Source organism: Elusimicrobiales bacterium, from assembly GCA_041651175.1.
Taxonomy (GTDB): Bacteria; Elusimicrobiota; Elusimicrobia; order Elusimicrobiales; family Elusimicrobiaceae; genus JAQTYB01.
The window spans coordinates 46,144-70,795 of record JBAZJT010000007.1 but is presented as its reverse complement, the minus strand read 5'-3'; the positions used below and the strand labels follow the sequence as shown (position 1 = coordinate 70,795).

Sequence of the window (24,652 nt, the reverse complement as noted above, 5' to 3'; positions counted from 1 at the left end):
CCCTCCTACTACATCAAAAGGCTAACAAATAGTAACCCGCGGAACAATCACTCAAACTGCCTATAATTCAAAATAGCGGGCAATGAGAATTCCGGGGCTGCAAAAACCCCCGCTTTTGGCGGGGGTTTTTGATTTCGTCCGCGAAATGCGCGCTACCGGGGTTGGCTTAACTTTTTCGCGTAACCGGAGTGGAACGCCTTCATTTTGTCCACAAGCGACTGAATATCGCCTTTGGGCGGCAGGAATGTGGTGCGGAAATGCAACGTGCCGGGCAGTTGTCCGAAACCCGACCCCGGCACCACGCAGATGCCGGTTTCCTCCAGCAGGTTCAGGCAGTAATCCGAGTCCCGCGCGGATTCATAGGCCAGCCTTTGCGCCGGCAGCATTTTCTCCGGGTCCGCGCCTTCGGGGTGCGGCAGGCGGAACCGCACGAAAGCGTACATCGCGCCCTGCGGAATGCAGGTTTCCATGCCCTCAATTTCGTTGAGGCCCCTGCCAAGTATTTCGGCTTTTTCCCTGAGGCCGGATAGTATCGCGTCGCGCTCCCTGATGTAAAGCTCGTAGCTTTCCGCGCCCTTTTCCGGCGGCGCGACCATGGCGTAAGTAACAATCTGCCCCGGCACGTTGGAGCATAGCCCGATGGATTGCAGCTTCACCAGTTCGGCGTAAACGTCGTCTGACATATTGCGCACTTCCATATATCCGCCCCGGTGCCCGCATTCGCCCAGAAAGCCCTTGGAAACGGAATGAAAGCTGAACAGCGTAACTTCTGTCTCGCCCATTTCGTGCATCACCCTGGCGAAGGAATGGAATTTCAGCCCTTCGGCATAGACGTTTTCCTGATACACCTCGTCGGCCAGAATCGCCAGCCGGTTCCGCCTGGCGAAGCGGACTATCATGGCGATATTGTCTTTGGAAAGCACCGCGCCAGTCGGGTTGCCGGGGTTTATGACCGCGATGGCGACGGGGTTTACGCCGTTTTTGCGCGCGGATTCTATGCTGCCTTCCAGTTCCTTTTCGCTTAGCTGCCAGTTGTTGGCCTCGTCCAGGAAATAATTTATCTGCCGCGCGCCGTAGAGCGCGATGGTCGCGCTGTAAAGCGGGTACTGCGGGATGGGAATCATGTACCCGTCGTTTTCGCGGTTTGTCAGCAGCGTGAACACGGCCTGCACGCCCTTGCTGGCGCCGTCGGTCAGCAGAATGCGGTTAGGATCTGCGGGAATGCTGTCGCGCCTGTGTATGAAATCGGCCACGGCCTTGCGGACGAAAGGCATGCCCGCGCTCTGCGAATACGCCCCGGTGCCGGATGGATTTTTTTCCAGTATCATCTTCGCGCGGCGCAGCACGTCGGGCGGAAAAAGCCCGGACAGGCCGGGCGAGTCTATCAATTCCGGGTATTCCAGCAGACTCAGCAACTGGCGCACGAAAGTGAGCGGTTTCTGCTTGAGCGCCTGGGGATTTCCGATGTTGCAGTAGATGATTTTTCTGCCCTGCGATTCCAAATCATGGGCGCGGGAGACTATCTTGCCGCGCACGGCATAATGCGCCTTCAGCAGTTTCGCGTTTACATCAGTCAGCTTTATCATACCGGCATTATATAATTTCCACGGCGCGCCAGTCTCCGCAGCGCAGGCCGAAAATAGGCCCTTTGGCCCATGAAAACCGCGCTTTGGCGGCGTATAACCGTACTATGCAAATAACGAAAACGCTTGTGATCGTGTCGCTCTGCATTTCCGCCGGCGCGGCGCGCGCGGCGGCCGACAGCGCCGAGGAGATGAAGGCGAAACTGGACAGAAGCACCGCCGCATCTGCCAGCCGCAGTTCCAGAATGGCCTCCGTGCTGTCGTCAACCGGCCTCGGCAGCGCCAAAGACGCAAGTCTTTCAAGACGCTCCCGAAGCATGGGCAGTCTGAATTCCTCGGGGAACGGGACGTTTAGTACAGCTTCCGCAGGTTCCTGTCCCGGTTGCGCCAGTTTCACCGCCAGACACGGCGGCGTGGCATATACCAAACAGAAATCCGGCTCCGGACACAGTTCCTCCGCGGGAGCGAGCCCGTCGCATAATTGGGGGCCGCACTATTATGAACCCGATCCTGACCACAGCTTCACCCACGGATACGGCAACGTAGCCTATACCAAACAGAAATCCGGCTCCGGGCGCAGTTCCTATGCGGCCAGGAGTTCCGCTTCCAAGGCTGGACGCAGTTCAAGTGTCAGCAAAAGCTCGCGTTCCGGCGCCTCCCGGTCGGCGAAAAGCTCAAGCGTCAGCAAAAGCTCGCGTTCCTCATCCTCTTCCCGCGCCGCATCGCGCGGCTCTAAAGGCAGCGGCGCATATGACGGACTCATAAAGAAGTATGCCTCAAAATACGGCTTAAGCCCCAATCTGGTAAAGTCCGTGATGGCGCAGGAATCCAGCTTCAACCCCAAGGCGCGCTCCAAGGTCGGTGCGCAGGGTCTTATGCAGGTCATGCCCAAAACCGGAGCGTGGATGGCCAAAAAAATGGGATTGAAGGGCAAATTAAACCTTTACAACCCGGAAACCAGCATCAACATCGGTTGCGCCTATCTTAAATACCTCAAAGGCCGCAAGGGCGGAGGAAGCGCTACAGGCATTCTGCGCGGCTATAACGGCGGGCCAAGGCGCATGTACAAACCCAGCAAACAGACTTCCGCCTACGCAAGCCAGGTTCAGAGACGCCGCAACACCGTAAAATAAATCCGCTCACGGAAAACGGAACCCCGCCTCCGGCGGGGTTCCGCCGTTTTCCGGCAGCGAATAGGCCTTTTGGCCCATGCGGGCCGCCGCTTCAAGGGCTATAAGTTACCTATGAAACCGATATTCCTGCTAATCAGCGTTTTTGCCTGTACCCCCGGCGCCGCGCGCGCCGCTGCCCAGGATTTTGACGACATATCCTTTGCGGAATCGCCGCAGCAAGCTGCCGCCGCGGCGAACGCCTATGAGATGAAAGCCCTGCTGGACAGTTCCAGCGCCGCATCAAAAAGCCGGAACGACAGGATGGCGGCGATGCTGTCCGGAGCCAGTTTCAGCAGCAAGGGAAATGCCAGCCTTTCCGCGCAGGGCTCAAGCATGGGCAGCCTGAGATACGGGGGCAGACAGTCTTTTTCATTCACATCCGCGGGAGCGGGCTCGTCGGGGGCGGGGGGAGGCTCGCGCGCCGCGCAGGGTTCAAAGGGAGCGGCATACTCCAAATCCGCCGGTTCCGGTTCCGGCCGGAGAGGCTCCAAGGGCGGCGGCTCCTCGGCTTATGACGACCTTATAAAAAAATTCGCGAAGCAATACGGGCTGGAGCCGAAACTGGTCAAATCCGTTATGAAAGTGGAATCCGGCTTCAATCCCAAGGCGCGCTCCAAGGTCGGCGCGCAGGGCCTTATGCAGGTCATGCCGGCAACCGGCAAGATGATGGCCAAAAAAATAGGACTGGGCGGCAACCCAAATCTTTATGACCCAAAAACAAATATTCAGATAGGTTGCGCTTACCTTAAATACCTCAAAGGCCGCAAGGGCGGGGGCAGTACGGCAGCCATTCTGCGCGGCTATAACGGCGGCCCCCAATGCATGACCAAGCCGACGAAGGCCACTTCCAAATACGCGCGGAAAGTGATGTCCCAGAAAGTGTCAATATAAACCTGAAAGTTTCAGTTGGCCGCGGGATTCGGCGAAAAATCGCTTCATACTGCCTTCACAAAATTATCCTTTCGTGCTGTAGGGCACGCGCGGATAATTTTGTCCGGCATTATTTCGCGCTTTTTCGCCTCGGTCCTCGCGCCAACTGAAGTATTCAGGTTAACCTTGCCGCTATCACTACCCCCGGCTAAATTACATACTCATTGCCGTGCGCAAATCTGCGTTATTCTGGGGAATGTGGCCACAAAATGCTTGTCGCCTATTAATTGATCAAGCTTTTTCCCGAATTTACGCGTTTCATCGTCGTTCGCGAACGGCTTGCCTTTGCCGGTCAATTGCGGGCAATACTGATCAAACACTACTCTCAAATATGACTTCTGGAATTGCGAATGCAATGCCGGTTGGTGGAACTTAACCGTCACATCCTTAAAGCCCGCTTCATAATGCCGCAGGTGAATGTCATAGCCGCACTTTGTGTTGAACTTCAAAACCGGCGGGGCTTGGCAATTAAGCCAAACATCGAAAACATCTGAATGCGGGGTGCAGAAAATGGTGGTCATGTCGCTGGTTTCCGAAATCAGCCTGCCGCCGGGCTTAAGGCATTTTTTCAACAGTTTCAGCGATTGCGGCAAATTGCGCAGGTGTTCAAACAGAAACCGCGAATAAACAACGTCATATTTTCGCTCAAATTCGGGGGCCAGAGTGTCAGCAGAGGCGTTAATAAGATTTGCATTGCGGACAGAGTTTTTCTTCAAATACTTTCTGGCCAGTTCTAATTGTCTGTCGCTGGAGTCTACGGCGTCGATCTTGCCGCCGGGTAAAATTTGTTTTGCGATAAGCGCAGCCATCTGCCCCATTCCGCACCCAAGTTCTAGAAAGCGGGTCCCGGGCTTTAACGCGCCGGACTCCGCCAAAAACGCCAGGCTGCTGCCGTTGCAGGAATCGTTCATAACAGCCAAACGGGTTTCATCGCTTTTGCCGACCGCGAGCGTGTATTTTTCCTTCATGATACATTCTCCATGGGGTTCGCGCATTCTAAATTCGCTGATAGGCCCCCGCCTGAATGTAAAGTAGAAAATTTATCAGGTCAGGGCAACATATTTGGGGAAGCCGTTTCGCAACAGGCTTAAATCAGCTTCGCAAAACGCGGCGCCGCCGGATTTGCAGGACAAATCCGGCGGCGCTGTTTTGAATACCTGTCCCGCTACTTGCCGAGGCCGGCGTATATCAGGCTGCCCCAGGCAAGCTTCTTGACGACAAAATCGCTGACGGATTCGCTGACCGCGAAACAGCCCCAGGAACGGCCCGGGCGGACGCTGCGCTCCTGCACATAACTCGCGCCGTGCACGACAACGGCGCGTCCCCGCACGTTTGAGTTGGTGGCGGACAGGCCGTCCAGCCGCAGCGAATAGCCGTGCTTGCCGGAATAGGTTTCCGCCGTCAGGTAAAAGCCCAGCGAGGACATGTTGGAATCCGGCGTGTTGCTGAAGTATTTGGCATAGCCGGTGTTGCCCGGGTCGGAGCCGGAGCCGTGCGCCACATGCAGCGCCTTGACGGAGCCGAGGTCCATGTCCACCATGTAAAGACGGGCCTCCGAGGAGTGTTTGCTGAAATCCACCACGGTCAGATAATCCGGGTTGCTCAGCCGGTTCAGGTTGGCGTGATAGAACAGCAGGGCGGGTTCCAGCAGCCGTCTTGAAATCAGACGGCCACGGTCAATGTTGCGGTATTTCGCGAGAATCTGTTCCCGCTCACCGGGGCCGTAATTAGGCGTTTCAAAACGGATGTTCCGGCCAGCCCGTTCCTGCCCGCCTCCTCTGAAATGTTCCCTGTCCGGGTCGTCAGGCAAAGGAGGCTCGTCTTCCGCAATGCCCATTTCGGGCGTCGGGATGTCCGCTTTCACAGGGGGGGGCGCCGCCGAGAATCCCTGCGTCATAAGCGAGCGCAACGCAGGCAGTTCCTGGGCGCGCGCCGGGGTGTTTGCCGCAAGTGAAGCGAGAAGCCAGACACAGTAGAGCATGGCGAATTATATCTTTTGTTTCTAAAAAAAGCTACAATAATTTTCGAATTTTATGAACGCTGAAAAGGCAGTTGAAACTCTCAAACGCGGCTGCATTGATTTCGTGGGCGCGGAGGAGCTTGAAAAAAAGCTCGTCTCCGGCAAAACGCTGCGGGTCAAGCTGGGCGCGGACCCCACCAGGCCGGACCTGCACCTGGGGCACGGCGTCGCGCTGTCCAAAATGCGCGAGTTTCAGGATATGGGCCACACGGGCATACTGCTTATAGGGGATTTCACCGCCTGCGTGGGCGACCCTTCCGGCAGGGACTGCACCCGCCCCGTCCTCTCCATGCAAACGGTGCGGGAGAATGCGGAAACCTACAAGGCCCAGGCCTTCAAAATTCTTGACCCGGCGCGCACTGAAATCCGCTGCAACAGCGAATGGCTGGGGGAATTCACCGGCTCCGGGCTTTGCGGCGGCGCTGCGCCGGAACTGCTGAACGCCCTGAAAAGAATCACGCTCTCCCGGCTTACCGAGCGCGACGATTTCAAGCAGAGAATAGCCAAAGGCTGCCCCATTACCATGCTGGAACTGCTGTATTCCGTTTTCCAGGGTTATGATTCCGTGGCGCTCAAAGCTGATGTGGAGCTTGGCGGCTCGGACCAGATTTTCAACCTCCTGGTGGGCCGCGACATGCAGAAGGACTACGGGCAGGAGCCGCAGGCGGTCATGACCATGCCCCTGCTGCCCGGCACCGACGGGATGCGCAAAATGTCCAAATCCTACGGCAATTATATCGGCCTTACGGAGGCGCCCTCCGAGATATTCGGCAAGGTCATGTCCATACCGGACCAGACCATGTGGCAATATTATGAGCTGCTGACGCGCGAGGATATTGCCGCCGTCAAGGCCATGCATCCGATGGCGGCCAAGAAAAAGCTCGCCGGCATACTGACGGCCCGCCTGCATTCCGCTGAGGCGGCGGCGGAGGCTCTGTCCGGGTTTGAGAAGCAGTTTTCGCGCAGGGAATTGCCGCAGGATATGCCGCAGCTTGCCGTCAACGACGGGACGCGGCTGTCCAGGATACTGGTTGACGGCGGCATGGCCCCCAGCATGAATCAGGCCAGGCAGCTTATCAGCCAGGGCGCGGTGCGGCTGGACGGGGAGAAGCTTGGCAAGGACCAGTACATTGTCTTTCATTCGCTGCCTTATTCCCCCGATGTCCGTGTCGGTGGCGAGGCAGCTTTGCTGGTAAGTCCCGGCGCGGTGCTTCAGGCGGGCAGCCGGCGGTTTTGCAGGCTGGTTAGAGGCTGACCCGCGGGGGGGGAATATGCAGACCTTGTTTACCGCATTATCGCTCCTGATGCCGGCGGCATGGCCCCAGTCCGCGGACCAGCAGCAGAATTACCAGAAACTGCTTAACGAGATGCTGAACACCGCCTCCAAAACCCAGTCCTCCGCAACCGCAGCCGCGGACGAGGACAAGGGATGGCAGGCCATGGTTTTGCGCGCCAGGGACGCCTCGCTGCATCCCATGGAGGAGCCCGACAAGGACATCTCCCTGTCCGGCGGAATGCTGGTCAAGCAGTCTGATACGATACAAACCGGGCCCGGCGGCTCCGCCGAAATCATGCTGGACGGCGGGGAATGCGCGCTGCTCGTCGGCGCCGGCAGCGAAGCCGATTTTGACGATACCGGCTATCAGACAGCCACTGTCACGTTGAAAAGAGGCTATATCGTTGCGCGGGTAACCGGCCTTGCGCTGAAAAACAGGAGTTTCCTTGTCAGCACGGTCAATGCGTCCGTATCTGCGCGGGGGGGAGAACTCGGTGTGATATATTCGGAAAAGAGCGGCGAGACCGTTGCCGGCGTATTTTCCGCCGGACGCATAGCCGTAAACGCCCAAAGCGGCGCCGCCGCCGGCAGAAAAGAGCTTGTGCTGTCTAAAATGCAGGAAACACATGTCGCAAAAGACGGCGCCGGTTTTCTCCGTGCGGACAAAATGACGGCGCTGCAGCCTTATTTGCCCAAAGCCGCCGCTCTGCGCAAACACATGGACGCTTCTGTTAAAACATGGAAAAGGATGGACAGTAAGAAGCGAAGGCAATTGCGCAGGAAAATGCTTTCCCTCGCTTCCGTGAAAAAAGCGGCGTCGGTGGCAACGGAAGTTCCGAGACTTAAAATTTATGACATGCGCACCCGCCGCGAGCGCGACAGGGAAGGCGACACCGCCTCTTCCTCGGCGCCGGCAACTCCGCCCCAATCTGAACAACAGCAGCAGAAGCAGTTGAAAAGCATTCTGGATATCGCGGGACAGGAGCAGAAGCTAAAGTGAGGCTATTCATCGCGCTGGAGACGCCTCCGGCGCTGCGGCAGGCCGCCGCGCGCGCGGCGGAACTGCTGAAAACCGCCCAAGCAGACGTCAAATGGACCGCGCCGGAATGCATGCATTTTACTCTTCATTTTCTGGGGGAAGTCCCTGCGGAGCGCGCCGTCGCTGCCGCTGCCGCGCTGGACGCGGCGGAGGCAATGCCCGCTTTCCCCGTGGAGTTGTCCGGCATAGGCGCGTTCCCGGATATGGCGAATCCGCGCGTAATCTGGCTGGGGGCCGGCAAGGGAGCCGCTGAAATGGCGGCATTGAGCGAAGCGGCGGGCGCGCGCCTGCGGGAACTGGGATTTGAAACCGACAGCCGCCCTTTTGCCGCGCATCTTACAATCGGGAGGCTGAAAGGGCCGCGTGGCGCGGACAGGCTTGTGAAAATGCTTTCGGAATTCCGGACTGAAGCCGTCTCCGGCATGGCCGGGCGGGTCTGCCTTTTCGAGAGCCGGCTGCTGCCCTGCGGCCCGCAGTACGGCATTCTGCGCGCGGCGGAGTTGCTGCGATGAAACGCGGAATTCGCATCGCCGCCGCGCTGGCCGCCATGGCGCTCCTGGCGGCGCATTATTTCCAGCCGGGCGGGGAAGTCCTTTTTGATATAAAAGACGGCGCCTCCGGCGCGCAGGTGGCGCGCGACCTCCGCGACCATAAAATAATCCGCAGCGCGACGTGGTTCAGGGTTTTGCTGCGCGTTACGCGCACAAAGCGCAAGCTGCGCTCCGGCAGGTACAGGCTGAAGACGAACATGTCCTCCGAAGAGGCGTTGTGGGACCTGCTGCACACGGACGGCAGGTTTTACGTGCGAGTTTCCATCCCCGAGGGCTGGCGCGCCGAGCAGATAGCCGAAAAGCTCCAGGCCATGCGCGTTACGGACGCCGCGGAATTCATGAAAATCGTCCGCGCGGAGCGGCTGGAGGGGATGCTGTTTCCTTCCACCTATTTTTTTGAAGAGGGTATTCCGGCCAGCCAGCCGGTTGCAGCGATGAACAGCGAATTCAACCGCGCCATACGCCCCATACTCGCGGCGGACAAATCCGGCAATTTAAGCGCGCCGCACGCGCTGGCCATGGCCTCCATAGTGGAGCGCGAGGCCGTGGTGGCGGCGGAACGCCCGCTTATAGCGGCGGTATATCTCAACCGTGTCCGGCAGAACATGCTGCTGGAGGCGGACCCCACCGTGCAATACGCGCTTGGATATATTCCGAAAGAGAAATCCTGGTGGAAAAAGCGGATTCTGCTGGCGGATTTGCGCGTTGATTCTCCTTACAATACCTATATGTACGCCGGTATACCGCCGGGGCCGATATGCAATCCCGGATTGGAATCCGTCAGAGCCGTGCTGAACCCCGCCGCGGTGGACGCGCTCTATTTCGTGGCTGACAGGCGCGGCAACCACATATTCAACCGCACGTATGCCGAGCATCTCAAAGCCAAAAAAATGATAGAGCAGGCTTTCCGGCGCAAGCAATGAAATACTGCAAGGTCGCGCTTCCGGTGCCGCTGAGGCGGGAGTTTGATTATGCGCTTCCGCCCGGCGCGGAACCCTCGCCCGGCGCGCGGGTGCGCGCGCCTTTCGGGCCGCGCGCGCTGACCGGTTTTGTAACCTCCGTCTCGGACAAAACGGACGCCGCCCCCGGCATACGTCTGCGCGAGATTTACTCGGTGGAGGATGCCCGCCCCCTCTGGCCGGCGCAAACTCTGCTGCCGCTTGCGCGCCATATAGCGGGAAACTGGGCCTCGCCGCCGGGCCAGGTTTTGGACGCGCTTGTGCCCTCTTTTGTTCGCGCGCCCGGGGCGGATTTCTCCGCCGCGTCCGCGGCGGAAAAATCCGCCGCCGCGCGTCCGCCGGAATTTTCGCGGGAGCAGCAGGACGCGCTTGCGGAACTGGAATCCCTCCTGCGCGCGCCAAACCCCGCCCCCGCGCTGCTTTTTGGCGAGTCGCTCTCCGGCAAGACCGCAATCGCGGCGGAGCTTATGCGCCGGATGCTGAAAAACGGCGGGCAGGGGCTTATGCTGCTGCCGGACATAGCGCTGACCGGCAGGCTGGTGGAGGAAATCGCCGCGCTGGCCGGGAACATTCCCGTTTATTGCTGGCACAGCCGGCAGGGCCGCTCAAAACGCGAAAAAATCTGGCACGAGGCCAATTCCGGGCGGGACGCGCTGTTTCTTGGAACACGCTCGGCCTGCCTGCTGCCTTTCGGGCAATTGCGCCTGGCCGTCATAGACGAGGAGCAGGACGACGTTTACAAGCAGGAGGAAAGCCATCCCCACTATCACGCGCGCGAGGTGCTGGCCTGGCGCGCGCGCAGGGAAGGGTTTGCGCTGCTGCTGGCCAGTTCCGCCCCGTCGGCGGAAACCATGCGCGCCGCCGTGGACGGCGCCGCCGGCATGGTCCGGCTGAAAGGCCGCGCCGCGCCTGTCTGCGTGAAAATCGCGCCAAAAAGAGGCGCCGCCTCTCCGGCTATATCCGACGAGCTTAAAGTTTCGCTTGAAAAAACGCTGGCCGGAGGCGGCCAGGCGCTTTTGATACTCAACCGCATAGGTTTTTCCGGCGGCTGGAGCTGCCTCAACTGCGGCTGGCTGGTCCGCTGCGCCAAATGCGCCCGGTCGATGGCTTTTGACCAAGCCCGGACCGCGCTGTTCTGCGGACACTGCGGCGCGCGCCAGGCCCCGCCGGAAAAATGCCCGCAATGCGCCAACCGCATTTTCAAAACCGCCGGAAGCGGCACTTCCCGCGCCGCCTCCGAGCTGAAAAAACTGCTGCCTTCCGCGCGGATACTGCGTTTTGACAGGGAGACGCTGCGCCTGAAAAGCGGGGAGGGCCGCCTGGCATATGACGCCATGCGCGAGGACGCCGCCGACATAGTGGTGGCCACGCGGCTGCTGGCGCGGGGATATTTTTTCCCGAGGCTGAGGCTGTCCGCCGTGCTGGACTCGGATACGGAGCTTTACGGTCCCGACTTCCGGGGCGCGGAGCGCACCTGCCAGTTGCTCATACAAACAAAAGGCAGGCTGGCAAACGGGGGGGAGTTTATCGCGCAGACCGCGCACCCGCAGGAGCAGGCCATAGCCGCAGCCGCAGGCGGCGGCTATATGGAATTTATCATGCGCGAATTTGAGGCCAGAAAAGACATGGGCTATCCGCCGTATTCGCGCCTCGTCCGCGTGCTGGCGGAAAGCGCGGACGGCGCCGCCGCCGAAGCCGCATGCCAAATCGCCCTGGAGACAATCTCCAAAACCGCGGAATTATGCGGCTGGAAAACGCCGGAGGATTACGAAATCGCCGGGCCGGCGCAGTGCTATACGCCTAAAACCTCCAAAATGCAGCGCTGGCATCTGCTGGTCAAATGCCGGCGCGACTCCATAGCGCCGGAAATCCCGCCGCTGTTTGACAAGAAGCCGAAATCGGTCCGCCTGCGCGCAATCTGCGACCCGTACTCTTTCAGATAAAAACAGACGCGCCGGCCCTTTCGGGCCGGCGCGCTTTGCGGAGGAGGACGGGGGATTATATCGGATTGTTGCCGGGGCCGCCGTCGTAGTCGCTGTCCGGGCCGTCATAATTGCCGCCGGAGCCGGGGTTGTTGCCGGGGCCGCCGTCGTAATCGCTGTCCGGGCCGTTGTAGTTCTGGTTGTTGCCGCCGTCGCCGTCATCCACGCAGTCGGGGCCGTCGCAGCCGTTCGGCGAATTCTGCCAGTGCCCGCCGTTGTTTGAAGGAGAGGAGTCGCTTCCGTCCGAATAATAGCCGCTGCCGGAAGAGGCGCCGCCTTCCGGGGTTTTGCCGGCGGACTGCACCACCTTCGCGTATCCGCGCGGGGTTATATAGCCGCCCGTGCCGTCGTTGGAGGGGGCGTAATATTCCTTCGTTTTCTTGTCAACGCAGCCGCCATAGTAGTACTTTCCTTTGTAAAGGCCGCCGTCAACCCTGTAGACCCAGCGAAACCCGTTGCGCGCGGCTATAACCTGCGCGGTGCCGACTCTCGGATATTCCGGTTTTGAGGCAGCCGCGCGGGCCTGGGCCTGCGGCACGGCTTTCGCGTACATATCATAGGAACCCGCAGCGCATAAGCCGGGCGCCAGCACGGTCATCAGCATAACCAAGGGTGTTTTCATGAGTCACGCTCCTTTAAGGATATGTACATTTTCGCAAAACCGCCGCCAGTGCGCATGGGCCGTAAGTCCTATGCCTGCCGTGAGAAATTCGGTAAACTGTGGTATGGCGAATTTACGGGAAGCGATGCGCGGGCGCATTCTTATTGCCGACGGCGCGATGGGAACCGAGTTGGACAGGCTGGGCCTGTCCGCGCCGGATTTCGGCGGGGAGCAGTTCCTCGGCTGCAATGACCATTTGCCGGTTTCAAAACCGGAAGCGGTCCGCGCCGTGCATGAGGCGTATCTGCGCGCCGGGGCCGACATTATAGAGACCTGCTCTTTCTGCGCCTCGCCCGTGATGTTGCGGGAGTTCGGGCTGGAAACCCGCGCGCGCGAAATAAACGCAGCCGCCGCACAGGTCGCCCGCTCCGCCGCCGGAGAGTTCTCCTCGCCTGAAAAGCCGCGTTTTGCGGCGGGCTCCATGGGGCCGACCTCAAAATCGCTTTTTCTTTCGGAAGGGATTTCCTTTGACGAGCTGCGCGCCGGTTATCTGGAGCAGGCGCTGGGGCTTGCCGAAGGCGGCGTTGACGCTTTCATCATAGAAACCGCCACTGACATCCTTAATATAAAGGCCGCGGCGGACGCGGCTTTTGAGGCCGCGCGCGTCTCCGGGCGGGACATTCCGGTTATAATCTCGGCCAGTCTGGGCGCCGGAGGGAAAATGCTCAGCGGCCAGGACGCTGCGGCGTTGTATACCGCGCTGGCGCATTACCCGCTGCTGGCGCTGGGCTTTAACTGCGCCGCCGGGCCGGATGAAATGGCCGGCAGCCTGGGACGGCTGGCCGCTTTGTCCAAATTCCCGCTCACCTGCATGCCCAATGCCGGAATGCCGGACGAGAACGGCAGGTTCCGCCTCTCTCCTGAAATTTTCTCGGAAAAGATGGCCGCTTTCGCGCGCGGCGGGCTGCTCAACATCGCCGGCGGCTGCTGCGGCACCACGCCGGAGCATATAAAGGAATTATCCGCCGCGCTGCGCGGAATAAAGCCGCGCGTAATTCCGTCCGGGCCGGGGTTTGCGCTGTCGGGCATAGAGGCTGTTTTCGCGGACAAGGTTCCGCCGCCAATGCTTGTGGGCGAAAGGGCCAACTCCATAGGCAGCAGGGATTTCAGGAATTTGATTGCCGCCTCGGACTGGAACGGCGCGGCGGCGGTGGTGAAAAGGCAAAGCTCCGCCGGGGCGCATATCATAGACGTCTGTCTCTCCAACCCGGAGCGTGACGAGGCCGCAGACATCGCGGCATTCGCGCCGCTGGCGGCGCGCTCCACCCGGCTGCCGCTGATGATAGACACCACCAGTATCTCCGTGGCTGAGGCCGCGCTGAAACTCTGGCCAGGAAAGTCTGTCTGGAATTCGGTAAATCTGGAATCCGGGCCGGATAAGATGCAGGAGGCCGCGCGGCTCAACCGCCGGCATGGCTGCGCGCTGGTCATCGGCTGCATAGACGAAAGCGGGAAGGATTCAATGGCCGTAACCCGGCAGCGCAAGCTGGAAATCGCGGAGCGCGCCGCCGCCATTCTGCGCGAAAACGGCGTGCCGGACGAGGATATGATTTTCGACGGGCTGGTTTTCCCCGCCGCCTCCGGCGACGATAAATACAGGGGCGCCGCGCTGGAAACCGTCAAAGCGCTGGAACTCTTCCGCGAGAAATTCCCGCGCTCGCGCACTTTGCTGGGGGTGAGTAATGTCTCCTTCGGGTTGCCGGCTGCGGCAAGGGAGGCTCTCAATTCCATATTCCTGCATCACTCAGCGAAAGCCGGGCTGGGAATGGCAATTGTGAATGTGGAAAAACTGCGGCCATATGAATCCCTGTCCGCGCAGGAACGCGAATTGGGGGAGAAGCTGCTGTTCGCGCCGGAGGCGGACACGGCGGCGCAATTTGCCGGACTCTACAGGGACAAGGCGAAGGTTCAGCAGACTCCCGCCGCCTCCGGCCCGGGGGAAAAACTTTTTAATGCGGTGAAAAGCGGCGACGCCGCCTCCGCCGCGCAGTCCGCCGGCGAACTGGCAAAGACCATGCCCGCCGACCAGATAATAAACGGCCCGCTGGCCCGCGCAATGGCGGAGGTGGGCGTTTCGTTTTCCAAAGGCGATATGATTGTTACCGAGGTGCTGCAAAGCGCCGAGGCCATGCGCGCCGCCTCCGCCGCGCTAAAGCCGCACCTGCAATCCGGGGGGCAGGTTCCGCGCGGAAAACTGTTGCTGGCCACCGTGCGCGGCGACGTGCATGATATAGGCAAAAACCTCGTGCGCATGATTTTTGAAAGCAACGGTTTTTCCGTTGAGGATATGGGTGTGAAAGTCCCCTCGCGCGACATTGTGGGGGCGGCGCTCCGCCTCAAGCCGGACATAATCGGGCTTTCCGGGCTGCTTACAAAATCCGCCGAGGCGATGACGGAAGTCTGCGCGGAGCTGTCCGCCGCCGGGCTGGAAATTCCGGTGCTGGCGGGGGGGGCGGCGCTGTCGCGCAAATTCGTGGAATTGAAACTGGCCCCCGTATGCAAGGGCGGCGCGCATTACGCCGCAGACGCGATGATCGGGCTGGCCGTCGCGCTGGATATTGTGCGCCATGACTGATATCCCGACCCCGCCGGATTTTGAGCGGCATATAGTTGATGATTTTGATTCCGCCGAACTTGACCGCCGCCTGAACCGGAGAATGCTCTACAATGCCCAGCTTGGCGTGAAGGGCGATGTCGCCGAGCTTGAAAAAACGGGGGACGCGCGTTTTCTATCGCTGAAAAAACAGGCAGGAGCGCTGCTTGGCGATGCCGTGGCGCGCGGCATTTTCGCGCCGCTTGCGGCATACCGCTTCCTGCCCGCGCAGAGCGGGGGGAACTCAATAACCGTCTACAATCCCGCCGACCGGACATTCGCGCCCGTGATTTTTGACTTTCCGCGCCAGCCGGAGGGGGAAAAGCTTTGCCTGGCGGATTTCGTGGGCCCGTCCGCCGGCGGGAAAATGGATTATATTGCCATGTTTGTCTGCACCTGCGGCGGAGGTTTCGCGCGCGAGGCCGCCAGGCTGCGCGAGGCCGGCAGACTGGCGGATTCCCATATCCTCAACGCGCTTGCGGCAGTCTATGCGGAGGCGATAGCCGAAGCCGTTCACGCCCGTATCCGCCGGGAATGGTTCGGTTGCGACGAGGAATCGTCCCGCTCTGCCTCAACAGGCTGCGGCGGGAAATGCGCGCACGGCGGGTTTTGCGGCCCGGCCCCCAAAGGCCGGGGCGAGCGGTACAGCTTCGGCTACCCCGCCTGCCCCGCGCTGGAGCAGCAGGAGAAACTGTTTTCGCTGCTGAGCCCCGGTGACATCGGTGTAACCCTGACCGAAAGTTTCATGATGGAACCGGAGGCAAGCGTAAGCGCGCTGGCGCTGCACAACCCGCGCGCCAAGCTGTTTGCGATATGAAACTTCTTCCCAAACGCCGCCCCTGCGGGAACAAGGGCGATTACGGCAAAATCCTCATAATCGCCGGCTCGCGCGGCATGACGGGCGCGGGGGTGCTGGCCGCGCGCGCCGCGCTTAAATCCGGCGCCGGGCTTGTAACGCTGGCGCTGCCTGAAAGCTCGCAGCCCATAGCCGCCGCCTGCCTGCCGGAGACGCTGACGCTGCCCCTGCCGCAGACGGCGGACGGCATGCCCGCGCGCGCCGCGCTTGAAACCGTGCTGGACTGGCAAAGCCGCCGTAAGGCGGATTTGCTGCTTATCGGCCCCGGGCTGGGCGCCGGCGCGGAGACGGCGGCTTTCGTCTCCGCGGTCGTTAAACAACTGGAAATCCCTTTTGTCATGGACGCGGATGCGCTGAACTGCATTGCGCTGCGCGGCGGGGCTGAAAAGTTTTTTTCCGCCGTAAGGGCGCCGCGTATAATCACCCCGCATCCGGGCGAGGCTGCGCGGCTGCTGGGAACCGCGATTCCCAAAGGCCCGGCGGCGCGCCGCGCGGCGGCTGCGCGGCTGCGCGGAATTTGCGGCGGGGTGGCGGTGCTCAAAGGCGCGCGCACCATAACCGCCGGGGACGGCGATTTCGCCGTCAACAACACCGGCGGCCCCGCGCTGGCAAAAGCCGGAACCGGAGACGTGCTGGCCGGAATTATCGCCGGATTGTGGGCGCAGGCCGGAAAGAGGAAGTCTTTTGCGGAAACAGCCTTCGGCTGCGCGCGCGCCGCGGTCCTCATCCACGGAATCTGCGGCGACATGGCGGCAAGGGAAATGGGGGACCGCTGCGTTCTGGCGGGCGAACTGGCGCAATATCTGCCGCAAGCAATGCGCGCAGTGGAAAAAGGCGGATTTTTATAATAAACTCTACTTGTCATGGGCACTGAGGACGCGCTGGTAGGCACTGAGCTTGCCGGTTGTAAAATTGTATCCAAGATAGGCATGGGGGGCATGGGAGCCGCCTACAAGGCCCATCACACCCTGCTGGATAAAATCGTCTGCATAAAAGTGCTGGCCCCCAATCTCGCCAACGACGACAGATACGTCCAGTTTTTCCTGCGCGAGGCGCGTTCCGTCGCAAAAATAGAACATCCCAACATAGTCCAGATAAACAATGTAGGCGTGGACAAGGGCATTTATTTCCTGATAATGAGCTACATAGACGGAAGCCCGCTGTCCGACATGATAACCAAAACCGGCGGGCTGCCGATGGACAAGTCGGTGGCGATTATCTCCGGCGTGCTAAGGGGCCTGGCGGCGGCCCACGCGCAAAGCATAATACACCGCGATATAAAACCCTCCAATATCCTTATTGCAAAAGACGGCGAGCCTAAGATAGTGGACTTCGGCCTGGCGCGCAAAATCCACGAGGAAAAGCAGCTCACGATTTCCGGCGAGATGGTGGGCACGGCCTATTTCATGGCGCCGGAGCAGGGGCTGGGCCGCGCGGTGGACCACAGGGCGGATTTATATTCGGCGGGGGTAACGCTGTATTACATGATATCCGCCAAGTATCCCTTTGACGGCAAGACCTCCATAGAGGTGGTGCACAAGCATATCAGCGAACCGCCCCCGAACATAATACAGGTCCGCCCGGAAGTGCCGTTGTGGCTGGCCGGCATCATAGAGCGGATGATGAAGAAAAAACCGGAGGACCGCTACCAGTCCGCCAGCGAGGCGCTGGATGCCCTGTCCAAGGGCGCAGCCAGGATGGGATTTCCGGACACAAGCGACAGTCTCAACCTGAACATCGGCGACGGCAAGGATACGCTTTCTGTTTCCGGCGCGCCCGCGCCGCGCAGCGGTGAAAGCGGCGCGGCAAGCTCGCGCATACCGGAAATCATTTCTTTCGACGAGATGCTGCGCGAGCAGATGGAATCCCGTCCGGCTCCTCCGCCGGAACCGGCGCCCCCGTCCGCGCCGTCCGAAAATCCGCCCGAGCCGCAAGAGGAGCCGGAGCCGGCCCCCGCGCCCAGGCCGCCGCAGGAAGAGGTTGTAATCACCAATCCTTCCGCGGATGCGCCGGAGGATACAGGCCTGCCTGCCGAGGATATTGCGCCGTCCGAATCGGAGGAGGCGGCGGAGCCTCTTGTGGACAGCCCCCAGGTGGAAACCCCGCAGATGGACGATGCCGACACGCGCGAGACCATAACCCTTTCTCCTCCGAAGAAATCCAGGCGGCTGCCGCTTCTGCTTGTGTTCATGCTGCTGTCGGGCCTTATGATACTGCTGTTTGCCATGTGGGGGGCTGCGGTTACCGCCCCGTCCTCCGACTCTCTGGCGGCGCAGGTGGGATTTATGTCAGGCGGGGTGCTGCTGCTGGGCGGGGCCATATATGTGAGCGCGGGCGGCGCGTTTGAGGCGGTCTCGTTTGCGTTGTACGCCGCGTGCGCCTGCGCATATGCCGCCGGCGCGGCATACTCCCCGTCAGCGGGCGCGACGCCGCTTACCACTCTGGCCGGAGCGGCAAGGGGCATTGCGGATAATCCGCTCGGAACCGCCAACATGCTTGTTTACGCTGCGCTGTCTTTCTGCCTTGCCTGTCATTTCATGTGCAGGGACGACAAGCGCGTCGCCGGCAGATGGGCGGGCGCGGCTTTTGCCGGGTTTTTCATGATGTTTTTATGGCGTTTTGTCTCTGTTGAGGCCGCGGGCGACAGTCTCACCACTGCGCTGTTCCTGGCGGTGTTTCTGTCCGCGGCTGCGGCGTTGTCCGGCTTTGCCAAGAAAAGCACCATAACATCGCTTCTGGCGCCGCTGGTCCTCATCTCAGCCGCCGGCGCAATGATGTGGATTTACGGCGTCAGCGCATATTCCGCGCAGCTCTATTCGCAAAAAGAGGCCGACCAGGAAGCCATGGTAACCAAAGCCTATGCCGAGCGGCAGGAGCAGATTGAAAAACTGCGCCGGGAAAACGGCGGGGTTGCGCCTCCGTCCGATAAACTGGTGGATATTCCCCGGAGAAAACCGCTGGAACTTCTGAAATCCGAGGCATGGCGCGAAGCTGCCGCAGAACCGGCCGGCCGCTTTCAGGCCAATGCGGGGCGTGAGGGTTCGTACCTGCTGGCGGCGCTGCTTTTTGCGCTTTTATCCTGCGTTTCGCTGGCGGCGCAGCGCACCGAGGTTTTGCGGTATTCGGACAGGTTATGATAGAGATATCCCTTATCCCGGAATTCGCTTTTCTGAGCGACAAAGGCAAGGTTCGCAGCGACAATCAGGACAGCGTCGTGGTGGACGAGTTGCTGGGCCTTGCCGCGGTAGCCGACGGGATGGGCGGGCATAACGCCGGAGAAATCGCAAGCGACATAGCCATAACCGCCATAAAAGAGAGTTTGATAGCGCTGCGCAGCGGCGACATGCGCGTGAAAAACAAGGACCCGCATCTTTCCGAATCCGTAAATGACATACATTTCGCCGCCATCAAGGCCAACGAGGCGGTTCACGCCGCGTCCATGGAACAGACCAACCGCAAAGGCATGGGCACCACCCTGAGCGCGATACTGCTGGGCTCTCGCAGCGCGGCTATCGCGCATATAGGGGACTCGCGCATTTATCTGTATCGCGAAAGTAATATGGTCCAGCTTACCAGCGACCATTCGCTGGTGATGGAGCAGGTCCGCAAGGGCATAATGACAAAGGAGGAAGCCGAAATTTCCTCCATGCAGAATATCCTCACCCGGGCGATGGGAATAACCAAGGCGGTCAAGCTGGATGTGGGCGAGGTTACACTGGCCGACGGCGACAGGCTGCTGCTGTGCTCCGACGGGCTGTTCAAAGCCGCTTCTGAAACAGATATGCGCGGCGTCCTGTCCTCCGCCCTGCCGGCGGCCATGATGTGCCGCTACCTGGTTGACAAGGCCCTGGAAAACGGCGGGCCCGACAACGTCTCCGTTGTAGTTATAAAGCTGCGCAATCCGAAATTCATGGAAAAAATCGCCCAGCTGGCGCGCGCGGCTATAAACGCCTTCGCAAATCCATAATTAGCGCTCCCCTTAAAAGACTGCTATTGACACCCCGCGCGGTTTATGCTAAATTATCAGTCAGACGCAATGACTGCTAACATTGCCCGCGCCTTCCGCCCGACGGACGGGCGCGGAAAACAACAGGAGGAATGATATGGCAGAAGTGAAAATCCAGCCTTTGGGCGACCGGGTTCTGGTAAAGGCGGTTGAACCCAAGGAAGTCCGCAAAGGCGGCATCATCATCCCGGACACGGCCAAGGACAAGCCGCAGGAAGGCGAAATCATCGCCGCCGGCCCCGGCAAAATGACCGAGGAAGGCAAGCGGCTCAACATGGACGTCAAGGCGGGGGACAGGATACTCTACGGCAAATACTCCGGCACGGAAATAAAGATTGACGACGTGGAGTATCTCATCATGCACCAAGACGATGTTCTTGGCGTGCTGCGGTAATTATTAAGGAGACATCCAAATGGCGAAACAGATCATTTTCGGCGAAGAGGCGCGTGCGCGTATCAAATCCGGCATAGACCAGGCCGCCAATGCGGTGAAGGTTACACTGGGCCCCAAGGGCCGCTGCGTGGTGCTGGAGAAAAAATTCGGCTACCCGTCAATAATTGACGACGGCGTCACCGTCGCCAAAGAGATAGAGTTGGAAGACCATTTCGAAAACATGGGCGCCCAGCTCGTAAAGGAAGTGGCCACCAAGACCAATGACGTCGCCGGCGACGGCACCACCACCGCCACCGTGCTGGCCCAGGCCATTCTGGCAGAGGGCGTCAAAAACATCGCTTCCGGCGCGAACCCGATGCAGGTAAAACGCGGCATTGAAAAAGCGGTTGAGGCCGTCTGCGAAGAAATCAAGAAAATGCACAAGCCGGTCAAGACGCGCGAGGAGAAGGCGCAGATAGCCACCATCTCCGCAAACGACCGCGTCATCGGCGACCTCATCGCCCAGGCGATGGAAAAAGTCGGACACGAGGGCGTCATCACCATAGAGGAAGGCAAATCGGCGGAGACGACGCTGGACGTCGTGGAGGGCATGCAGTTTGACAGGGGTTACATCTCCCCGTACTTCGTCACCGATGCCGAGCGCATGGAATGCGCGCTTGAGGACTGCTACATCCTCATCACCGACAAGAAAATCTCCTCAATGAACGAGCTTATGCCCGTCCTCCAGAAAATCGTGGAAGCCGGCAAGCCGTTTATGCTTATCGCCGAGGATATTGAAGGCGAGGCGCTTGCCACGCTGGTATTCAACAAAATGCGCGGCACAATCAAAGGCTGCGCCGTCAAGGCCCCCGGCTTTGGCGACCGCCGCAAGGACATGCTGGCCGACATCGCTGTGCTGACAGGCGGGCAGGTCATCAGCGAAGAGACCGGCTCAAAGCTTGAAAAAGCAGGCATTGAAATGCTGGGCCGCGCCAAGCGCGTGGTTGTGGACAAGGAAAACACCACCATCGTAGACGGCGTGGGCAACAAGGACGAGATTAAAAAGCGGGCAGAGCAGCTCCGCCGCCAGATCAAAGACAGCACCTCCGACTACGACAAAGAGAAACTGGAAGAGCGGCTTGCCAAGCTCTCCGGCGGAGTGGCCGTCATCAGCGTCGGCGCAGCTACCGAGACCGAGATGAAAGCCAAGAAAGCCAAAGTGGAAGACGCCAGAAACGCAACCCGCGCGGGCGTGGAAGAGGGCCTTGTCGCCGGCGGCGGCGTGGCGCTCATCCGCTGCGAAAAAACGCTGACAACGCTTAAGGGCGCAAACGAGGATGAGCAGACCGGCATCAACATCGTCCGCCGCGCGCTCAGCGCGCCGCTGCGCCAGATAGCCACCAACGCGGGCCATGACGGCTCCGTGGTCATAGAGAGAGTGCGCGCCCTCGGCGAAAATCAGGGCTTCAACGCCGAGACGGGCGAGTACGGCGACATGCTCAAAGCCGGCGTCGTTGACCCGGCCAAAGTGGTGCGCTCCGCGCTCCAGAACGCCGCCTCCATCGGCGCGACGGTGCTGCTCAGCGAGGCGCTCATCGCCGACCTGCCGGAAAAGAAAGAGAAAATGTCCGCCCCCATGCCCGGCGGAGACATGTACTAAGCCGCAAGGCAAGCCTCCGCAAAAGCGGAAGCAAAAATCCGGCGCCCCTGCATGGAATTATCCATGCAGGGGCGCATCATAACCTGAGTGTTTCAGTTGGTTGCGAGGACCGAGGCGAAAAAGCGCGAAATAATGCCGAACAAAATTATCCGCGCGCGCCTCACTGCGCGAAAGGATAATTTTGTGAAGGCAGTATGAAGCTATTTTTCGCCGAACCCCGCAATCCAACTGAAACATTCAGGTAATAGAGGTCACTGAAGCTCAAGCGGTCAGGTATCCGGCTATTTTTTGCATTTGTTGATATCCGGGCCACAATGTGTCCTGCGGGAAACCCGCAAAACACATGCGAAGCCGCGCTATGTGCTAAAATATTCCTGAATGGCGAATTTGAAGACCGTTTTCATGGGGACGCCGGAGACGGCGGTCCCTTTTCTTGATTTCATGTGCCGGGAACACCCGCCGGCGCTGGTCATCACCATGCCCGACAGGCCCGCCGGGCGCGGGCTCAAGCTAACGCCGTCGCCGGTAAAGGTTTTTGCCGCCGCGCGCGGCATTCCGGTGGAAACGGCGGATAATTCCGCCGCCGTCGCCAGCGCGCTGCAAAACGTAAAGCCGGACGTGGCCGTGGTCGTCGCTTACGGCAGGCTGCTTAAACAGGATGCGCTGTCGGTTCCGGCCATGGGCTGCCTCAATATCCATTTTTCGCTTCTGCCCGCTTACAGGGGCGCGGCCCCCGTGCAATGGGCGCTTATAAACGGGGAAACCGAAACCGGAGTTTCCGCCTTCTGGCTTGACGAGGGGATGGATACAGGGCCGCTCTGCCTTGCCAAACGGCATCCCATAGCGCCCGAAGACAACGCGGCCTCGCTGATGAGCAAACTGGCCGCTTTCGGCGTGGATATTCTGGACGACGCGCTGGAGCTGTCCGCCGCCGGCAGTCCGCCGCGCATCGCGCAATCCGGCAAGCCGTCTGCCGCGCCGCTGCTGCGGACGGAGGATTCCTTTCTTGATTTTTCGCGCCCCGCGGCGGAGATTCACAACCGGGTGCGCGGGCTTGCGCTGGGGCCGCGCGCGCGGGTGTATTGCCCTGCGGGGGGGCGCAAAACGCTGGTGCAGGTGCTGAAAACATCGCTTTCCCCCGCCGGCGCGGGCGGCGCGCCGGGGACAATCGCGCGCGTTGAAAGGGGCAGGGGTTTTATAGTAGAATGTTCAGACGGAGCCGTATTGGTGGAGTCTGTCCGCCCCGAAGGCAAAAACACCGTTTCAGCGTGGGATTTTGCAAACGGCCTGAGGCTGAAGGCAGGGGATGTTTTTGCCCTCCCTTGCGCCGGGCGGGCGGACGGCGCCGCATGAACGCCGTATGAAACGATTTGTCGAAACCCTGGTTGTTCTTGCAATCGTCTGCGCCGCAGCCTACTTTTCGCTGGACTGGGCTTTCGGCGCGCTTGTGCATGACAGGGCGCAGGTGGCCGCGCCGGACATAACCAAACGTTCCGCCATGGCCGCGCTGGACACGCTGTCGGGCGTCAAGCTGGCCCTGCAAAGATGCGGCGAGGAGTTTGACAATTCCGTCCCGGTGGGCGCGGTCATCCGCCAGCTTCCGCCGCCGGGAACCATGGTGCGCGAGGGCAAGGTGATACGCGCCTGGTTCAGCCAAGGGGGGGAATCGGTTTTCGCGCCCAACCTGTCGGGGCTGCCGCAGCGAAACGCGGAACTGCTGCTCCGCCAGCAGCAGCTGCTGCTGGGCGAGGTGGGCGAGGCGTATTCGCTAAAGTTGGACAAGGGCGTGGTAATCGCCCAGGACCCGGCGCCGGACGCCAGCGTGGCCAAAAATTCGCTGATCAATATAACGATTTCGGCGGGGCCGCCGCCTTCGGGGATAACGTTGATGCCGGATTTCCGCCAGAAATCCGTCATGGAGGCAAACCACTGGGCGGCGCAGAACAGATTGTCTTTTGATATAAAGGAGGAGCCGGCATCGCTTTTCCCGAACGGGACCATACTTTCGCAGGACCCGGCTCCGGACACCGCGCTTAACCCGGACATCAGGATAACGCTTGTGATAAGCGGGCGCAGGGACACCGGCGCGGCGGCTGCCAAAGTGCACCGCATCCATTACGAGATGAGCCAGGGCAGCTCCCAGAGCCGGCTGCGCATAGTGATGATGGACAAATCCGGCGAGCGCGAGATTTTCAACGGGCTGCGCGCCCCCGGCACCAAGGTTGACCTTACCGCGCCCTACGGCGGGCCGGCGAAGGTGCGCATTTTCGTAAACGGCGTGCTGGTGGAAGAAAAGGAGATGCAATGACATTTCATCCGCCCTCCGGCAGAACGGCTATAGTGCCCTCCGTTCTCGCCGCAGACGCGGCGGACCTGGGCCGTGCCGCCGAGCATGCCGAACTTGCCGGCGCGGACTGGCTTCAGGTGGATGTGATGGACGGGCATTTCGTGCCCAATATCAGCTTCGGCCCGGCGGTGGTGGCCGCGTTGCGCAGGCGCGTAAGCCTGCCGCTGGACGCGCATCTGATGGTGGAGCGCCCGCTTGATTTCGTTGAGGCTTTCGTGAAAGCCGGCGCGGACCTGATAACCGTGCATTACGAGGCTAAAAATTGCGCCGCCGCGCTGGATAAGATACATCAGCTGGGCGCAAAAGCAGGCCTGGCGCTGAACCCGGACACCCCGCTTGAAAAGGCGCTCCGGTTTCTGCCGAAGATAGACCTGCTGCTGGTGATGACGGTGAATCCGGGTTTCGGCGGTCAGGCGTTCATGCCCCAGTCGCCGGAGCGCATAGCGCAGGCCCGCCGGATGATAAACGACTCGGGCCGGAAAATCTGGCTTCAGGTGGACGGCGGCATAAACGCCCGCACGGCCAGGATGGCGGCGCTTTCCGGCGCGGATTCGCTGGTGGCGGGAAGCGCGGTCTTCGGCCCGGACGGCGCGCAGGCCGCGATGAGGATTTTGAGAAAAAACGTCTGAAACCCGGATGGGTTT

23 protein-coding genes are annotated in these 24,652 nt (G+C 60.4%); 17 read left to right on the top strand and 6 right to left on the bottom strand.

Translation table 11 applies throughout. The features are described from left to right. Positions 1 to 152 precede the first annotated feature (152 nt). From WC421_05615 to WC421_05605, 3 genes are all read right to left on the bottom strand, one after another. Positions 153 to 1,586: an aminotransferase class I/II-fold pyridoxal phosphate-dependent enzyme gene (locus WC421_05615; GenBank protein MFA5161703.1), complete on the bottom strand. Its 1,434-nt coding sequence runs from the start codon at positions 1,584 to 1,586 to the stop codon at positions 153 to 155. Between the two features lie 7 nt (positions 1,587 to 1,593). Further along, the gene (locus WC421_05610; protein MFA5161702.1) at positions 1,594 to 1,902 is read right to left on the bottom strand and encodes a hypothetical protein; all 309 of its coding nucleotides are present in this window, start codon (positions 1,900 to 1,902) and stop codon (positions 1,594 to 1,596) included. A 264-nt stretch (positions 1,903 to 2,166) separates the two neighbouring features. After that, entirely contained in the window at positions 2,167 to 2,346 is a 180-nt protein-coding gene (locus WC421_05605; protein ID MFA5161701.1) for a hypothetical protein, read from the bottom strand. A gap of 52 nt (positions 2,347 to 2,398) precedes the next feature. On the opposite strand from WC421_05605, the gene WC421_05600 reads away from it, so the two are divergent. Together WC421_05600 and WC421_05595 are read left to right on the top strand one after the other, a co-directional pair. Next, a complete protein-coding gene (locus tag WC421_05600) occupies positions 2,399 to 2,716 on the top strand; it encodes a transglycosylase SLT domain-containing protein (GenBank protein MFA5161700.1) in 318 nt (105 codons plus the stop codon). Positions 2,717 to 2,827: 111 nt separating this feature from the next. Further along, the gene (locus WC421_05595; GenBank protein ID MFA5161699.1) at positions 2,828 to 3,646 is read left to right on the top strand and encodes a lytic transglycosylase domain-containing protein; all 819 of its coding nucleotides are present in this window, start codon (positions 2,828 to 2,830) and stop codon (positions 3,644 to 3,646) included. A 200-nt stretch (positions 3,647 to 3,846) separates the two neighbouring features. Here the strand turns inward: WC421_05595 and WC421_05590 are convergent, their stop codons facing one another. Together WC421_05590 and WC421_05585 are read right to left on the bottom strand one after the other, a co-directional pair. Beyond that, a complete protein-coding gene (locus tag WC421_05590; protein ID MFA5161698.1) occupies positions 3,847 to 4,653 on the bottom strand; it encodes a class I SAM-dependent methyltransferase in 807 nt (268 codons plus the stop codon). A 197-nt stretch (positions 4,654 to 4,850) separates the two neighbouring features. Further along, positions 4,851 to 5,666, bottom strand: coding sequence for a murein L,D-transpeptidase catalytic domain family protein (locus tag WC421_05585; protein MFA5161697.1), 816 nt, complete (start codon positions 5,664 to 5,666; stop codon positions 4,851 to 4,853). Between the two features lie 52 nt (positions 5,667 to 5,718). On the opposite strand from WC421_05585, the gene tyrS reads away from it, so the two are divergent. The 5 genes from tyrS to priA are packed head-to-tail and all read left to right on the top strand — an operon-like array spanning position 5,719 to position 11,473. Beyond that, positions 5,719 to 6,960: a tyrosine--tRNA ligase gene (gene tyrS / locus WC421_05580; GenBank protein MFA5161696.1), complete on the top strand. Its 1,242-nt coding sequence runs from the start codon at positions 5,719 to 5,721 to the stop codon at positions 6,958 to 6,960. Between the two features lie 16 nt (positions 6,961 to 6,976). After that, the gene (locus WC421_05575) at positions 6,977 to 7,981 is read left to right on the top strand and encodes a FecR family protein (protein ID MFA5161695.1); all 1,005 of its coding nucleotides are present in this window, start codon (positions 6,977 to 6,979) and stop codon (positions 7,979 to 7,981) included. Next, on the top strand, positions 7,978 to 8,532 hold the full coding sequence (thpR, locus tag WC421_05570) for an RNA 2',3'-cyclic phosphodiesterase (protein ID MFA5161694.1): 555 nt from the start codon (positions 7,978 to 7,980) through the stop codon (positions 8,530 to 8,532). Before WC421_05575 ends, thpR begins: the two co-directional genes overlap by 4 nt. Beyond that, positions 8,529 to 9,494: an endolytic transglycosylase MltG gene (gene mltG / locus WC421_05565; protein ID MFA5161693.1), complete on the top strand. Its 966-nt coding sequence runs from the start codon at positions 8,529 to 8,531 to the stop codon at positions 9,492 to 9,494. Before thpR ends, mltG begins: the two co-directional genes overlap by 4 nt. Next, complete coding sequence (gene priA, locus WC421_05560) at positions 9,491 to 11,473, top strand: primosomal protein N' (protein ID MFA5161692.1); 1,983 nt, start codon at positions 9,491 to 9,493, stop codon at positions 11,471 to 11,473. Before mltG ends, priA begins: the two co-directional genes overlap by 4 nt. Positions 11,474 to 11,528: 55 nt before the next feature. Here the strand turns inward: priA and WC421_05555 are convergent, their stop codons facing one another. Continuing rightward, a complete protein-coding gene (locus WC421_05555; GenBank protein MFA5161691.1) occupies positions 11,529 to 12,134 on the bottom strand; it encodes a hypothetical protein in 606 nt (201 codons plus the stop codon). A gap of 103 nt (positions 12,135 to 12,237) precedes the next feature. Here WC421_05555 and WC421_05550 point away from each other — a divergent pair, with 103 nt between their 5' ends. From WC421_05550 to rpe, 10 genes are all read left to right on the top strand, one after another. Then, positions 12,238 to 14,748 carry a homocysteine S-methyltransferase family protein gene (locus WC421_05550; GenBank protein MFA5161690.1) on the top strand — a complete coding sequence of 837 codons (2,511 nt, stop codon included), beginning with the start codon at positions 12,238 to 12,240 and terminating at the stop codon, positions 14,746 to 14,748. Continuing rightward, complete coding sequence (locus WC421_05545) at positions 14,741 to 15,583, top strand: vitamin B12 dependent-methionine synthase activation domain-containing protein (protein ID MFA5161689.1); 843 nt, start codon at positions 14,741 to 14,743, stop codon at positions 15,581 to 15,583. The genes WC421_05550 and WC421_05545 overlap by 8 nt, the downstream gene beginning before the upstream one ends. Then, positions 15,580 to 16,470, top strand: coding sequence for an NAD(P)H-hydrate dehydratase (locus WC421_05540; protein MFA5161688.1), 891 nt, complete (start codon positions 15,580 to 15,582; stop codon positions 16,468 to 16,470). Before WC421_05545 ends, WC421_05540 begins: the two co-directional genes overlap by 4 nt. A gap of 15 nt (positions 16,471 to 16,485) precedes the next feature. Continuing rightward, entirely contained in the window at positions 16,486 to 18,759 is a 2,274-nt protein-coding gene (locus tag WC421_05535; protein MFA5161687.1) for a serine/threonine-protein kinase, read from the top strand. After that, on the top strand, positions 18,756 to 19,589 hold the full coding sequence (locus WC421_05530; GenBank protein ID MFA5161686.1) for a Stp1/IreP family PP2C-type Ser/Thr phosphatase: 834 nt from the start codon (positions 18,756 to 18,758) through the stop codon (positions 19,587 to 19,589). The genes WC421_05535 and WC421_05530 overlap by 4 nt, the downstream gene beginning before the upstream one ends. 145 nt (positions 19,590 to 19,734) lie before the next feature. Then, positions 19,735 to 20,022 (top strand): co-chaperone GroES, encoded by a 288-nt coding sequence (locus WC421_05525; protein ID MFA5161685.1) that lies wholly within the window; start codon positions 19,735 to 19,737, stop codon positions 20,020 to 20,022. A 19-nt stretch (positions 20,023 to 20,041) separates the two neighbouring features. Next, entirely contained in the window at positions 20,042 to 21,661 is a 1,620-nt protein-coding gene (groL, locus tag WC421_05520; GenBank protein MFA5161684.1) for a chaperonin GroEL, read from the top strand. 378 nt (positions 21,662 to 22,039) lie between these two features. Continuing rightward, positions 22,040 to 23,014, top strand: coding sequence for a methionyl-tRNA formyltransferase (fmt, locus tag WC421_05515; GenBank protein MFA5161683.1), 975 nt, complete (start codon positions 22,040 to 22,042; stop codon positions 23,012 to 23,014). A gap of 7 nt (positions 23,015 to 23,021) precedes the next feature. After that, entirely contained in the window at positions 23,022 to 23,969 is a 948-nt protein-coding gene (locus WC421_05510) for a PASTA domain-containing protein (protein ID MFA5161682.1), read from the top strand. Beyond that, positions 23,966 to 24,637: a ribulose-phosphate 3-epimerase gene (gene rpe / locus WC421_05505; GenBank protein MFA5161681.1), complete on the top strand. Its 672-nt coding sequence runs from the start codon at positions 23,966 to 23,968 to the stop codon at positions 24,635 to 24,637. The genes WC421_05510 and rpe overlap by 4 nt, the downstream gene beginning before the upstream one ends. Positions 24,638 to 24,652 lie beyond the last annotated feature (15 nt).